This is a genomic window from Dapis brunnea BLCC-M229 (assembly GCF_050015995.1).
Lineage (GTDB): Bacteria > Cyanobacteriota > Cyanobacteriia > Cyanobacteriales > Microcoleaceae > Trichodesmium.
On sequence record NZ_JBNHEP010000040.1, the window covers coordinates 7,289 to 22,256 of the forward strand.

At 34.5% G+C, this 14,968-nt stretch carries 10 protein-coding genes and 2 pseudogenes; 3 read left to right on the forward strand and 9 right to left on the reverse strand.

The window, feature by feature from the left end:
• Positions 1–2,387 (forward strand): tetratricopeptide repeat protein (locus ACP6PM_RS03655; RefSeq protein ID WP_426581946.1); only part of this gene is annotated, 2,387 nt, incomplete at its 5' end.
• Between the two features lie 315 nt (positions 2,388–2,702).
• Here ACP6PM_RS03655 and ACP6PM_RS03660 read toward each other — a convergent pair.
• From ACP6PM_RS03660 to ACP6PM_RS03700, 9 genes and pseudogenes are all read right to left on the reverse strand, one after another.
• Positions 2,703–3,566: a leucine-rich repeat domain-containing protein gene (locus ACP6PM_RS03660; protein WP_426581948.1), complete on the reverse strand. Its 864-nt coding sequence runs from the start codon at positions 3,564–3,566 to the stop codon at positions 2,703–2,705.
• A 630-nt stretch (positions 3,567–4,196) separates the two neighbouring features.
• The gene (locus tag ACP6PM_RS03665; protein WP_426581950.1) at positions 4,197–5,021 is read right to left on the reverse strand and encodes an SDR family oxidoreductase; all 825 of its coding nucleotides are present in this window, start codon (positions 5,019–5,021) and stop codon (positions 4,197–4,199) included.
• A 544-nt stretch (positions 5,022–5,565) separates the two neighbouring features.
• Positions 5,566–5,805 (reverse strand): annotated as a pseudogene (locus tag ACP6PM_RS03670) (zinc ribbon domain-containing protein); the annotation flags it as partial.
• Between the two features lie 42 nt (positions 5,806–5,847).
• The gene (locus tag ACP6PM_RS03675) at positions 5,848–5,982 is read right to left on the reverse strand and encodes a hypothetical protein (protein ID WP_426581952.1); all 135 of its coding nucleotides are present in this window, start codon (positions 5,980–5,982) and stop codon (positions 5,848–5,850) included.
• A gap of 43 nt (positions 5,983–6,025) precedes the next feature.
• On the reverse strand, positions 6,026–6,496 hold the full coding sequence (locus ACP6PM_RS03680) for an RNA-guided endonuclease InsQ/TnpB family protein (RefSeq protein WP_426581954.1): 471 nt from the start codon (positions 6,494–6,496) through the stop codon (positions 6,026–6,028).
• Between the two features lie 31 nt (positions 6,497–6,527).
• Positions 6,528–6,731: pseudogene (locus ACP6PM_RS03685) on the reverse strand (RNA-guided endonuclease TnpB family protein); the annotation flags it as partial.
• 318 nt (positions 6,732–7,049) lie between these two features.
• Positions 7,050–7,370, reverse strand: coding sequence for a thioredoxin (gene trxA, locus ACP6PM_RS03690; protein ID WP_426581956.1), 321 nt, complete (start codon positions 7,368–7,370; stop codon positions 7,050–7,052).
• Between the two features lie 399 nt (positions 7,371–7,769).
• Positions 7,770–8,105, reverse strand: a complete 336-nt coding sequence (trxA, locus tag ACP6PM_RS03695) for a thioredoxin (protein WP_426581957.1) — start codon at positions 8,103–8,105, stop codon at positions 7,770–7,772.
• Positions 8,106–8,482: 377 nt separating this feature from the next.
• On the reverse strand, positions 8,483–8,845 hold the full coding sequence (locus ACP6PM_RS03700; RefSeq protein ID WP_426581959.1) for a VOC family protein: 363 nt from the start codon (positions 8,843–8,845) through the stop codon (positions 8,483–8,485).
• 1,166 nt (positions 8,846–10,011) lie between these two features.
• Between ACP6PM_RS03700 and ACP6PM_RS03705 the strand changes: the two genes are divergently transcribed.
• Both ACP6PM_RS03705 and ACP6PM_RS03710 read left to right on the forward strand, forming a co-directional pair.
• Positions 10,012–10,650: a DUF1449 domain-containing protein gene (locus ACP6PM_RS03705; RefSeq protein ID WP_426581961.1), complete on the forward strand. Its 639-nt coding sequence runs from the start codon at positions 10,012–10,014 to the stop codon at positions 10,648–10,650.
• Between the two features lie 1,186 nt (positions 10,651–11,836).
• Positions 11,837–13,855, forward strand: a complete 2,019-nt coding sequence (locus ACP6PM_RS03710; protein ID WP_426581962.1) for a flotillin family protein — start codon at positions 11,837–11,839, stop codon at positions 13,853–13,855.
• Positions 13,856–14,968 lie beyond the last annotated feature (1,113 nt).

A 14,968-nucleotide genomic window follows, 5' to 3' on the forward strand; every position in this document is an offset into this window, starting at 1 on the left:
AAATACCTCAGAAGAATGTAGAGGTAGAAAAATCTCGAGAAACTAAGTCGGATGTAGAGGTAGAAAAATCTCGAGAAGTATTGGAAGCTCCCAGTTTAAAACAAATACCTCAGAAGAATGTAGAGGTAGAAAAATCTCGAGAAACTAAGTCGGATGTGGAGAAAGAAAAACCTCTGGAAAATGAGTCTAAGGTAACACAAATACCTCAGACGAATGTAGAGGTAGAAAAATCTCGAGAAACTAAGTCGGATGTGGAAACCAAGAAATCTTCAGAAGTATTAAAAACCTCGAAAAATTCAGCTAATCCTCTTGTTCAAAGGTTGTTCAATCGTTATTTACCGAAAGATACATCAGTAGATGAAACTTTAGCAACAAAACCTCAGACGAATGTAGAGTTAGAAAAATCTCGAGAAACTAAGTCGGATGTGGAAACCAAGAAATCTTCAGAAGTATTGGAAGATAAGACTTTAGCAAAAAAAACTCAGACGAATGTAGAGGTAGAAAAATCTTCAGAAACTAAGTCGGATGTGGAGACAGAAAAACTTCAAGAAGTATTGGAAGATCGGACTTTAGCAAAAAAAACTCAGACAGAGATTACTGACTATAAGGATAGTGATGCTAATAACCAGCAACAACAAAGTATCTCTATAGAGGAAGAACGCCAAAAGAGAATCAATTCCTTAACTGAAGCACTCAGAGTTAATCCAAATCAAGGTCATGTTTACTACCAGCGAGGCAAAATACTCTCTCAACAGGGAAATTATCACGAGGCGATCGCTGACTTTACTGAAGCAATCAAACTTAATCCCGATAAAGCTTACTCCTATTTAAATCAACGAGGTGTTGCTCGTTCCCGTTTAGAAGATTATCAGGGAGCACTTGATGATTTTACTGCTGCGATTAAAATTGATTCTACTAATCCTAATGCTTGTCATAACAGAGGACGTCTTTACCATGTTATGAAAGATTACAAACTTGCCATTAGAGATTTTACTATAGTTATAGAAGCTAATCCTAAAGATGCAGATGCCTATAATAATCGAGGTATTTGTCTCTATGAAATTAAAGAATATGATGGAGCGATAGCTGATTTTACTGAAGCTATTAAGATTAATCCTAAAGATGGAGATGCTTATCATAATCGAGGTATTTCTAATTATGAAATAGGGGATCGTCAACAGGCAATAGATGATTATACAGAGGCAATTAAACTTGAACCTACTGATGCTAAAAGTTATTATAATCGCGGTATGATTCGTTATTTGATGAAAGATAATGACGTGGGAATAGATGACTTTCAAAAAGCTGCTGATATCTATCAAGAAAAAGGACAAAATGAAGATTATCTGGAAGTAATGAAAATGATACGGAAAGATACATCAGTGGATGAAACTTTAGCAAAAACGCCTCAGACGAATGTAGAGATAGAAAAATCTTCAGAAACTAAGTCGGATGTGGAAACCGAGAAATCTTCAGAAGTATTGGAAGATCGGACTTTAGCAAAAAAAACTCAGACAGAGATTACTGATGTGGAAACCGAGAAATCTTCAGAAGTATTGGAAGATCGGACTTTAGCAAAAAAACCTCAGACAGAGATTACTGATTATAAGGATAGTGATGCTAATAACCAGCAACAACAAAGTATCTCTATAGAGGAAGAACGCCAAAAGAGAATCAATTCCTTAACTGAAGCACTCAGAGTTAATCCAAATCAAGGTCATGTTTACTACCAGCGAGGCAAAATACTCTCTCAACAGGGAAATTATCACGAGGCGATCGCTGACTTTACTGAAGCAATCAAACTTAATCCCGATAAAGCTTACTCCTATTTAAATCAACGAGGTGTTGCTCGTTCCCGTTTAGAAGATTATCAGGGAGCACTTGATGATTTTACTGCTGCGATTAAAATTGATTCTACTAATCCTAATGCTTGTCATAACAGAGGACGTCTTTACCATGTTATGAAAGATTACAAACTTGCCATTAGAGATTTTACTATAGTTATAGAAGCTAATCCTAAAGATGCAGATGCCTATAATAATCGAGGTATTTGTCTTTATGAAATTCAGGAATTTTATGGAGCGATAGCTGATTTTACTGAAGCTATCAAGATTAATCCTACAGATGCAGATGCTTATCATAATCGAGGTATTTCTAATTATGAAATAGGGGATCATCAGCAAGCAATAGATGATTATACAGAGGCAATTAAACTTGAACCTAATGATGCTAAAACTTATTATAATCGGGGTATGATTCGTTATTTCATTAAAGATTATGAGGGAGGGATAAATGACTTTCAAAAAGCTGCTGATATCTATCAGAAAAAAGGACAAAATGAGGATTATCTGGAAGTGATGAAAATGATGAAAAAATTAAATAAATAATCAAATTATTAGTTGAATCTCTATTATTTAAATAGAGTTAGATTTAGCAATAAAAATTAATATTGGTAATGAAAACTTTGTACAAAATATGTCCCTGACAAAGTAATACTCCTAATGTCAATATTAGAGTTTGAAACTAATTATTTTTCTGGTTATAACAGGTCAGAAAAAAATGAATCGTAAATTTATATCATAATTTGGTTAAACAGTTTGCCCTCCCCAAAATTGGTGCTCAAATTACAATCAAACAACTAGATAAAAATTATTCTGAATAAGGATTTACTCTGGCATATGATTTCAGTTTGATCCTTAATTTCAGAAACAAATTGCATCTAGATTATTAGGACAAACTTGTTTTGCAACTGGGTTATTGTGAATGTAAATCTCAGTTAAATTTGGTAAAGACAACAAAGTATTACCATTAGAGACTTTGTTGGAATTAAGATTTATCTCAGTTAGTTTTTTCAAAGAAGCAAGTGCTGTAATGTCAGATATTTGGTTGTTACTGAGGTTAAGTTCAGTTAAATTAGTTAGTGAAGCAAGAGGGTTAATATCAGAAATTTGGTTGCGACTTAAATTAAGTTCTGTCAAATTAGTTAATGAACTGAGAGGAGTTATATTTGATATTTTATTATTTAATAGGAATAGTTTATTCAAATTGGTTAGTGAACTTAGGGGACGGATGTTAGAAACTTGATTGTTTGAAAGAATTAGTTCTTGTAATTTTGTCAGTGACTTTAGAGGAGTAATATCAGATATTTTGTTCTGAGCAAGGTAGAGTCTTTCTAAGTTTGTTAATGATGCTAAAGGAGTTAGGTCTGATATTTGATTATTGTGTAAAACCAGTCGAGTTAAATTAGGCAAAGAAGCTATAGGTTTAACATCGGAAATTTGTCTGCTAATTAGATTTAATCTAGTAGTAAGAGATGCTATTTGAGTAGCTTGAGAACAATCATCAGTACCAAATTTTACTAAAATTGCTTCTACAGTACGTTTAGCTTCTGGTGAAATATTATCTTTTTGATTACACCAATCAAAAAAATTATCAAAATTGGTAACTTGAGCTTGGGTATTAGACTTAGGAATACTAGATATTGCAATAGTTAGAGTTATTCCTAGAATAGAATTTAAAACACAATTCATAATACTGTTGATGGTCATAATACTGTTGATGGTCATTTTTTGATTTTTTCCACTTGAGCAAAGACCAAAAGATTATACACTAGACTTGTCGCTTGATAACGTAAAAAATTGCAAATACCCCTGCTCTGTAAAGATGGTAGTAATTGAGGAGTAAAAATACTTGAAATTATTGCTATATCTAGGTTTTAGCAATTAATGTAAAGCGTGGTAAATTTTGTGCGTTATGTATCAAACAGAATATTTTCTATATAGCTGTATTATTATCCAATACAACAATATTTTAATTGTATAAAATATTACGAGAAAAAATTTTAGCAAATCAAGATAGGTTGTGGACTTAATCCATAAGAGGAAGAGTTAATGAATGCTCTTAAAAAAACTATTGAGTATGACAATGATTCCCAGTTTTAACTGATTTTGAGAATAAAAAGAGTATCTAAAAAATTATCATGTTCAGGTATTGAAAGTCATTCTAGGTTACACAGATGATTTATTAGAAAAGTATGGCAAGAAAATTAAGCATATAGATAAAATGATAAAGTTATACATAAGTAGTGGTAAAAATAAAATAATGTATCAGTCTTCTTCTTGATAAACTCTAGAAGCGATCGCTCACCTAAGCTAAAACTACAATTGCTATTCCAAACAAAATACTCTCATCTATGCTTAAAAATTCCGGGATTTTCTCTTTTTGAGAGTTTTAATCACAATTAAATCCATATACCACTGAATTATTGGAGCTAATAAACTATGCAATTTATCTAACAAAGTCATTTCTAAACCAGGAGCAATTACAAAACTTTTTTTCTTCACTCCCCGCAATATTTCAACTGCCATATCTGCCGCACTCCATAATCCAGAAGTAGCAGTAATATACTTAGTTTCTAAAGGCTTAGTTTTATTCTCTTCCTCTAATTGTGGCGTATCTGTATCTGGTGGATAAACTACAGAAACAGAAATTCCAGATAACTTCAACTCTCCCCGCAAAGATTCTGCTAAACCTCGAATAGCAAACTTACTAGGACAATAGGGAGTATAACCATAAATTCCAATCAAACCAGCACCAGAAGAAATCATTACTATATGCCCTTTTTTTTGTTGTTCCATTACTGGCAAAATAGCACGCACAGAATAGAGGGAACCAAAATAATTAATTGCCATTGTTTGTTCAAATATTTCTATTGATAAATCTCGAAAATAACCAGGATAAGAAATACCGGCAGCAGTAATTAATAAATCTGGAACACCTATTTCTTTCGTAGCTTGGTAAATCGCATTTTCTACTTCTAATCTATTAGCAACATTAGTGGAAATAGTAATAATTTTCTGCTCTAGATTAACCACATTGGCAGTTATTTCGACTTTTGCAGCTTCTAGTTTCTGATAATTACGAGCGATAATTGATATATTGCTTCCTTGACTAGCTAATAGTTTAGCGATTTCTTTACCAATACCACTAGAACCACCTGTAATTATTGCGTGTTGCCACATAAATTCCTAATATATATTAACAGTAAGCTAGCGAGGATAATTGCTCAAGTTCCCTGAGTCAGTGACTGGTGTATATGAATGAAGCCATAACTGACAATATAGAAGACTATTTTTTTTTGTCCAATACAGTTCCGTTAAGGATTTTTTTTGGGAGTTCTATAATCTGAAGAGCTACTCTAATAGTTTCATACCTTATGAATTTTGGTCTTATCTGTTTGCGCAGCATTCCGCAGGAAAGGAAACCATATTTTTTAGTCTAGTGGCGATCGCTCTTTTTGTAACAAATTTAGGTACACTTCTGTATTATATCCTAAGAGCTAATTAATAAACTTAGATGTTTGCACAGTATTCCCCAGGAAAACTTTGATCTCACCTAGCTCTGAGGAATTTAAGCTTACTGAACTATGAGGATCTAAACCCAGGTCTAACAGGATTTTCAGACTCTTAATATTTACTTTATAAATCAGCTCTAAGCATCCCTTTCTTTGCTATAGATAAAGTTCATCATTTGACATCCTCTCCGCCGTAAAACGGACGGAGATTCCTACCAAGCTGTAGCTCCTCGGTGGGTTGACGTTTCATTGACTGCTGCACCCACCCCTCTTGCTCCCCTCCCGGGAGGGGATGGGGGTGGGTTATGCTTGCCTCCACATCCGTTTAATGTCTCCGTTAGCGCAGCTCCTCCGCAGGAGGCATGCTCTCCGGCGACTAATATATTTATTGCTGCATTTTTATCACGGTCATGCTTTGCACCACAGTTGAGACACTCCCATTCTCTTACTGAAAGGTCTAACTTTCCAACTTTAAACCCACAACAACAGCAAGTTTAAGATGTTGGATCCCACCTATTAATTACTCTAAAATCACGGCCGTATTTTTCCGCTTTTCCTTCCAGGAATGTTCTAAATGTTCTCCAACCTAAATCACTTATTGCTCTGGATAATTTCCGATTTTTAACCATTCCTGATACGTTTAAATCTTCTAAAACAATTGTTTGGTTTTCACTAACTAATTATTTCAGTAGATAATTTATGCAGAAAATCTGTCCTAGTATCTTTTAACTTGGTATGGAACTTAGCTACTTTTAACCTGGCTTTTTCATACCGTTTAGATCCTCTACTTTTGTTAGATAATGACTTGCTTAATTTACGGTACTTTTTAGTCCGTTTCTTTAACGGTTTGGGAGCATCAAATTTTTGACCATTACTTAAAGTAGCAAAACTTTTGATTCCTAAGTCTATACCTACTGAATTATTAGTTTTAGGTAATGATTCTGGTTGTATTTCTACTACGAAACTTAAGAAATATCTGTTAGCTGAGTCCTTGATAATAGTTACTGAAGAAGGTTGACCAGGTAACTCTCTAGACCAAACTATTTTTAACTTCCCAATCTTGGCTAAATAAACTTTGTGTTGACCAACTTTAAACCCCCCCTCTTGTAAACCTAGCAGTCTGCTTTGACTTCTTACTTTCAAATTTAGGAGGTTTAACAGGTCTACCTTTTCTTTAGCCTTTAGTTGATTTAAAAAAGTTTTGATAAGCCTGGTTTAAATCATTCAAGGATTGTTGTAATGGTATATTAGAAACCTCTGATAACCATTCTCTATAATCAGTCTTTTTAGCCTGAGTAACAAACTGTTTTTGTAGCTCTGAGTTAGTGGGTTTCTTCTCTCCTGATTTATACTTTTCTTGACAGAAAACTAGACTATCATTCCAAACAACCCGAACACAACCAAATAGCTTGGCTCATCGATATTTTTCTTGGGGTGTTGGATAGATACGATACTTAAATCTAGCTTTCATAATTTGATTTTTAAACTAGCAACATAATAACATATTTATCGAATAAAAACTAATTTAAAAGTCGCCCTAGAAGGGCGAGGCTTGAGACCCAATTTTCTGATCACTGATTTTATTTTATTATAGTAAGTTACACTGTATAGGAATCTAGTCTGCTTGTTCAACCAGGGGTTAAAACACCCTGGCTAACTTCAGGTCGCCTGTTATTAAGTTTAGACGACCAGTAAATTAAAGGTACTTTTCTAGAGTGTTAGCCAATGTAGTCTTAGGAACAGCACCCACGACCATATCAACTCTTTGGCCTCCCTTAAAAATCATTAAAGTAGGAATACTGCGAATCCCATACTGGCTTGCTACATTAGGGTTTTCATCTGTATTCAGTTTAACTACTGCTATTTTTCCTTTATACTGCTCTGCTATTTCTTCAACTACAGGAGCGACCATCCTGCATGGCCCGCACCACGGTGCCCAGAAATCTACTAAAACTGGAAGCTCGCTCTCAAGCACTTGTTGGTTAAAACTACTATCAGTTACTGGTACTGCTGACATTCCTTAGTAATCCCTTAATATTTACTTTTCTTCTGTATAAATACAGAGATTGACACTCCACGGGATAAATCCGCGTGAATTCTTCAGAGGAGCTGTAAATCTGGCTCAAGCTAAGATTTTCACATTGCTCGAAACAACCACATTACCAGTACCGTACCGTGGTACGTATACAGCAGCAGTCCACTAGGCGGTGCCAATTGCCACTACTCTCTCCGGTCAAAGACCATTGAGGCTACTTTTTAAGTTATTAGTTCATTGTATACATTTTTTTGACTACGGATTAAAATCCGTCTACTCCCTTCCATCCAGCCGTTAAAACTTGCACTTTTTCCGCTTACCGAAATTTTACGATGATTTAAAAACTTTCTACATAATTCGTTTGAAAATTTGTTAACTCATTCATTCAGATGCTTTTAGCTGCTTCTCTAAAGTTTGAGCTAATGTAGTCTTGGGAACAGCACCGACCACCATATCAACTCTTTGGCCTCCCTTAAAAATCATCAAGGTAGGAATACTGCGAATCCCATACTGGCTTGCTACATTTGGATTTTCGTCCGTGTTTAATTTAACTACTTTTATTTGTCCTTCATATTGTGATGCAATTTCCTCAACTACAGGACCAACCATCCTGCATGGCCCGCACCACGGTGCCCAGAAATCTACTAAAACTGGAAGCTCGCTATTAAGCACTTCTTCCTGGAAACTACTATCGGTTACTGGTTGTGCTACTGACATTTCTTAGTAATCCTTAAATATCTATCTTTACTCAATTAAATTATCCTATCATCTGGTACAGAAGTCGATCAAATTTTTGAGATACCACAGTTTTCTGAATTATATAGATTTTGAAAAATATGCTAAATATCTATTTTACAATATGTCGATCAATAATGTATTATCTTTAACAAACTATCATATCTTGTACTCAATGAGGGTATTCATTATTGCGAAAACAGTTTTTTCTTATCCTCTCCTCATATAGACACACTCGATAAATTAAATTTTGTGGGACTCGTTTAGCCCAAATTAAAGCTACAAAAATCCAAGGTACAGCGAATTTAGTCCATATTATTTGGACTATGAAAAATTACTATTAGGTGTCAAATAGGGATCTAATTATCAACTACAGTTGCTGGTTCGTAGAGGTATTCAAACCAGTTACCGTCTAAATCTCTGCCATAGAAAGAAGCTGTGCCATCTCGGTGTTCGTGGACTGGAGAGACTTGTACTTCTTGGGCTTGGAGCTGTTTGTAGGCCGTTTCCATTTCTGAGCGATCGCTAAACACAAACCCAAAATGTGGCCCTGCTTGATCGTATCCAGGACTCAAAAGTGCCAGTCCATCATCTCCTGCTTTGAGATATGCCCAGTCAGGATCTTTCCAGGCTATTTCCATGCCCAGATTTTTATAGAACTCTACTGCTTTGTCAACGTCTTGGACGCAGATAGCTACATGGCCTAATCTTTTTAATTTCATAGTTAACTATTATTAAAATTTATCTATTTCTAATTGTATTGTGACTACTGTAGATAATATTGTAATTATATTTTATTTTCTGTTGATGGAGAATAGGAATCAGGAGTCATAAATTAGGATTAATGGTGGCTTCATAGAGTTTTTTTATTACTTAACTTGTGAGAATCTATTGAGAATTGCTATAGCTTTTCTCAACTTTTGTGATTTATACCTATTTTTCTTAATTTTCTTTTCCCTGTTAAGGTATTCCCTAAAACCTAGAACTTTGTACTTCACTCAAAGCTGAGAATTGCTATATGTATAAACTTAAATAAATATTAGACCTCTGGGAAAATTAATCTCGAACCTTTGTAATTCCTAGGCTAAAACTTAGTTGATGGAGATGTTTATCACATCAATAATCAGGAAATAAATATCTATAGCAATCCTATTTTATTCGTGGCAAAAATCTTACTGCTTTTTAGGGAACAGAGAACAGGGAACAGGGAACAGGGAACAGGTAAGAGTTTCAACCTTTTGATTTACTTTTTAATTTGTCACAACCTATTTAGGATTGCTATAGTTATTAATTCAGTAATTAACAATGAACAATTAATGTAAGCATTCAGCCATCAGCCATAAGCTATTAGCTATTAGCTATTAGCTATTAGCTATTAGCTATCAGCTATTAATTCATTGCTCTGAGAGCAGGAAAAAGCAATTGAAAAATTTAAGCAGAATAAAAAGTATAGGAAAAAAAATTTACTTTGACTAAGAGGTGTATATTCATAATTTATAATTTATAAAACGGCTAAAAGTTGACCCCGCGCCACCTGAATTCTTACCAATTAATAATTAATAATTACCCCTTCTGGAAACGGATAGGATTGACTAAAAGGAAATTTTGGAATTTATCCCCTCTCTTGGTCGATTGGATATGCCGAGGAGACCTCGGCATCCCTCGAGCGCTATCCAAGGATCGGCTAATAAAGCTGAATTGTTGAATGAATAATTATTGACTATCAACTCTTAATTATTAATTATTAACTATTAATTATTAATTATTCGGTAATTGCCCTAATTGCTAAATTATTAAAGTTTAGTCGTTTGACAATTAATTTAGGTAAATATTAGGAAGAATGAAGGAAAGTAGAAAAAATTTACTTCTTAACCCTAAACTTGAGAATATGCTATTCAATTTTGCTAACTTACCTTACTGGATACTCCTCGGTGCAGGAATCTTAATGTTCCTGTTCGTAATTTCTACAGGTTTAGGAGAGGAAAACATAGATATTGACAGTGATAATGGTGTTGAATCTTTAGACACTTTAGGGTGGTTAGGTATTGGTCAGGTTCCACTGATTTTGTTATTAGCAACTGACCTAAGTTTTTGGGGTTTGATTGGTTGGACTTTGAATATTTTGTTTAGTATTCCTAATGGGTTTTTCGGGGTAACTGTATTTATTGCTTCAATGATTTTGAGTTTAATTTTAGGTGGTTTTATTGCTAGACCTATCGGAAAAATTTTCTTTCAATCTTTTGGAGAAGATGTGAGTAGCGATCGCCTTCTAGGATGTATTGGTACTGTTACTTCTACATTAGTCCCTAAAGAAAATCAAGGAAAAATTGCACAAGTAGATGTAATTGATACAGCTAAAAACCTGGTAACTATTAATGCTAATTTACCATCATGGGCAACTAAAATTCCTCATCGAGGAGAAAAAATTATAGTGATAGATCGTCAGACTAAAAGTTACTTAGTTATAGCTAAAGATAGTGTAGATAGAGATAGATGGTTATCTAATTCTAGTAAAAATAGAGATTAATCAAAATCATCAATTTATCTGGATTTTGACTTGGAAATTAGGGTCTGCTGAAAAAGTCTTCTGGTAAGGATAGGGAACAGTTTTCCCATTAGTTTAACCCCATTATTTGACTAATTTACAGCGTTTCCCATTGTTATGAGGTACAGTAACAGCAATTAGCAAAGAGTTTTTTAAATGTTGAGGATTCATTAACTTGAGTGCAACGCCCGATGATTATATAAACCATTTCTGCTCTCTGTAGGAGAAAAATTATGACGGAATAAATATTTTTGGCCTCCATACCTATTCCCTATTCCCTATTCTCTAAAACCATAAAATATATGTACCTCATAACTTCGGAAACTGCTGTATCTTCAAAAAGTGCATTAATTTTGATAGTATGAAAGCTCCTAACTTGCACTTGGTCAACTTTTCATAGTTCTCAAAAACCTGATTCCTCAAGGTCTCAATTTTATTCACCAAGCCCGAATTATACCAATTTCATAAAATATTGCTACAAAGTAATGGCTCTATGATTAACTGAGCAAAGCTATCTCAAGTCGAGAATTGTATTTCAACAAACAGTATAACTACATTTGCTTCCCGTTGTCTGAGTAAATTTCTTAACAGTTTTGTACTCATTCTACTGTAACTACCTTTTTTGAATCTCGGTATCCTCAAAATTATTTCTGATTATTTCTGATTTTTCTGCATAGGTTCCTTCCACAAAGAAATATAAATTATCGTACAGCACATCTAGCAATCCTATTTAAGTCGTAAATTTTTGGTAGTGGTAGGTGTTAGGTGGAAGAAAAAATAAATATAGCAAAATTTTCACAACCCATTTAGGATTACTATGGGTAGTCCTACATACTAATGGTGGATGGGGTTTGAAACACCGACTATATTCCAATACCGTTCAATTAAGGATTGTCACTCAGATCAATTTTAGCCTGATCTCAACCGTATTGGACTACACCCTTAACCGAAGTCATTACAATGCAACACTAAGCAAAAATAAAACTCAAAAATCAGAGATTTTTGAACCAGGTCATTTCAGTTATCAGTTATCAGTTATCAGTACCTCCACCGAATAGGGAGGCTTGAAATACTGAAGTTTACTTTTTTCATCCCCTTAAAAGGAGAGGCTATTGACCCTATTTTTTGGTCAATTTTCCAGAATCAAACATTTACAGGGAAAAAAATCATGTTATTTTGGCTAACATTCCTTCAATCATTACCATCAATTTCCAGCCAGGAAATTATTACAAAGGAAACATTATCTAAACCCAAAGAAATTGTTTTATCTGAAAATATATGTATCCAGCCTACACTAGCTCAGTTTCCCCAAAATAATAGCACTTTTCTCTTAGGAGGAACTGCTGCCGGAATTATAGGAATTATATTCTTATTACTATTAGGATTTTGGGCTTATACAAGAGTCTATCAAATTACTCCTAACAATGAAGCTTTTGTCAGAACAGGTGGCTTTTTAGCAAAAAAGAATTCTGTAATTTTATATGGTGGCTGTATCGTACTACCAGGTTTTCACGAACTTACCAGAGTTCCAATGCGAGAGATTTCTATTGATGTAGAACGTACTGGAAACTTAGCAGTAAGAACCCAAGATTATCTTCGGGCAAATATGCGAGTTACTTTTTATGTCTGTATAAACGCCGATCAACAAGATGTAAAAACTGCTGCTTCTAGATTATCAAAGCAAGGAAGAATTTCTCCAGAAGATATTAAAGATGCTCTAGAAAAACGTGCTGATGATGCAATTCGAGCAGCAGCTAAAAAGAAAACCTTAGCAGAAATTGATTCTGATAAATTAGGGTTTGCAGATGAAGTTTTCAATCTGATTCAACCAGACCTAAAAAAAGTTGGTTTAACACTAAATAATATTGCTATTTCCGAAATCGAAGAAAGTGACACTTATGATACTAATAACTTCTTTGATGCTCAAGGTGTTAAACTACGCACAGAAACAATTCAACAATCAATCAAAGAAAAACAAGAAGTAGAACTAATAACAGAACAACAGCGAAGAGAGTTAGAATTAAACGTCCAAGTAACAATTAAAGAAAAAGAATTAGCCGCCAGAAAACAATCCCTCGAAATTGAAAAAGAACAAGAGACTGCTCTACTAGAACAACAACTAGAATTAGAATCTTTAAGAGCACAAAGAGCCAGGGAAATTCAAGAATCAAAAGATATTGAAGCTGCTAATGAACAACGAAACAAAATATTGCAGACAAAAGCAATTGAAGAAGAAGAAATTAAGAAAAAATTAGCACTTCAAGAAAGTCAAATTGAAGCAGATATCGCCCTAGAAGAACAACAGAAAAAACTCAAAGTTACTCAAGCATTACAAAAACAAGAATCAGAAATGGCAGAAATAACTCGCCAACAAATGGTTGATTCAAATCGCCTTAAAGCTCAAGTCGAAGTAGCAGAAGCAGAAAGATTATCAAAAATTGCTCAACAAGAAGCAGCTATCGCTATAGCCGAAAAAGAACAACAACGTTTAATAGCAGAAGCAGAAAAAGCTAAAGCAGAATCAGGAGTAACTACTGCAGCAGAAATAGAAAAAGCAGAACGACAACAAAGGTTATCAATTATAGTAGCTGAACAAGAAGCAGAAAAACATCGTATTGCTGAACAAAACGTTGTAGAAATTGATGTTTTCCGGCGAAAAAGACAAGCAGAAATTGCTAGAGAAGCAACAGATTTAGAAGCAGAATCTTTGAGGACTTTAGCAGCAGCTAACCGTGAGAAAGATTTAGCTGAAGCTGAAGGTATTGAGGCGAAAGTAGAGGCTGAAAATGCAATAAGTGATGCCAACAGAACAGCACAAATTTTTACAGAATTAGGGCCTAGCTTCATAGATAAATTACCAGAAATAGTCCAAGCACTAGCACCACAACCAGGAATTTTAGGGGACCCAAAAATTTATGCTTTTCCTAGTGCTAATGGTAACAATGGTAATGGTGCTCAAGATATTAGTAAATTGATGTTATCTACAAGTGGTTTAACATTGATAAATTCTTTATTAGATGAAGGAAAATTAGAGAATTTAATTACAAAAGTAACTCAACTAATTATTAGTAGTAATGGGTCGATTTCAAAACCTGTAGAAAGTTCACTAGATGCCATTCAAGCTACTACTAAAAAATCAGAAATAGAAACAGCGATCGCTCCGCAAAATCCACCTTCAAACAATTAATAATTAATAATTAATAATTAAATAATTCGCGCCTTGAAGCCTCCCCTTGGATAGGGGAAAACAAAGATAATATTCCTTATATTCAATTCCCGAACGGTTTTAACCAGAGGTAATTATCAATTATCCATTATCCATTAATGAACTCTTCTTATAACGGATAGGATTGACTAATACCATTTCTTAAAAAGAATGCTATATCTGCCAAATGTGGGGAAGTGTGGGACCCACCCGCGCGCCCCTCCGGTGGAGGGGAAGTGTGGTCCGTGTGGGGAGGAGTAAACATAAGAATAATAAACATTAACTGGGCTATTATTCGCAAGCATGGTGATTTATCTTGTGTTAATTACTTAATAACTGAAGTGCCATCTAAGTATAGCAATGCTTTTGGGAATTGGTATAAAAGGATTTTTTTTCTTCTTAGGGAGGTGGGGAGATGGGAGGGTGGGGAGGTGGTTATAGAGAATTTTGAAAAAGGTGCTTTTAATAACCGTATTTGGTATAACAGATACATCTTGGTGTTGAATTTCCTGACTATAACGTAGGTTGGGTTGAGCTGGCGAAACCCAACATATACAAGGTTGTTGTTGGGTTTCCTTATACAGTAATGTTTTTACCTTAAATCAAGTATTTTCTTGATATATCTAGGTTTCAGCCATTTTTAGCACTGTGAGGTATTTCCCTTGCTAATACTGGGTTTGAAGTCATTTTCGGTGTCAAAAATCTCAAAGTACCGATACAAGACTTTCGGGCAACCCAACAGATATATCTTGGTGTTGGGTTTCCTTTCGTCAACCCAACCTACAAACTAGAAAATCAGCGTTTGCTCTCGCACAACGGATGTTAGAACCCTACTTTTTTCAAAAAGAAATTCTCAAACCTTTATCTGTAAATACTTTTAGATTGAATTAGCCAGCCCTAACTATTGTCCAATAGATGAATCAAACATCAATAAGCGTGAAAATCAGCGTTTGCTCTCGCACAACGGATGTTAGAACCCTACTTTTGGCAAAAAAAAATCCTCAAACCTTTATCTGTAAATACTTTTAGATTGAATTAGTCAGCCCTAACTATTGTCCAATAGATGAATCAAACATCAATAAGCGTGAAAATCAG

Coding starts and splice junctions, on each gene's coding strand:
- ACP6PM_RS03710 (WP_426581962.1), top strand. CDS start 11,837: ATGTTATTTTGGCTAACATTCCTTCAATCATTACCATCAATTTCCAGC.
- trxA (WP_426581957.1), bottom strand. CDS start 8,105: ATGTCAGTAGCACAACCAGTAACCGATAGTAGTTTCCAGGAAGAAGTG.
- trxA (WP_426581956.1), bottom strand. CDS start 7,370: ATGTCAGCAGTACCAGTAACTGATAGTAGTTTTAACCAACAAGTGCTT.
- ACP6PM_RS03700 (WP_426581959.1), bottom strand. CDS start 8,845: ATGAAATTAAAAAGATTAGGCCATGTAGCTATCTGCGTCCAAGACGTT.
- ACP6PM_RS03660 (WP_426581948.1), bottom strand. CDS start 3,566: ATGACCATCAACAGTATTATGACCATCAACAGTATTATGAATTGTGTT.
- ACP6PM_RS03665 (WP_426581950.1), bottom strand. CDS start 5,021: ATGTGGCAACACGCAATAATTACAGGTGGTTCTAGTGGTATTGGTAAA.
- ACP6PM_RS03705 (WP_426581961.1), top strand. CDS start 10,012: ATGCTATTCAATTTTGCTAACTTACCTTACTGGATACTCCTCGGTGCA.
- ACP6PM_RS03675 (WP_426581952.1), bottom strand. CDS start 5,982: ATGGTTAAAAATCGGAAATTATCCAGAGCAATAAGTGATTTAGGTTGG.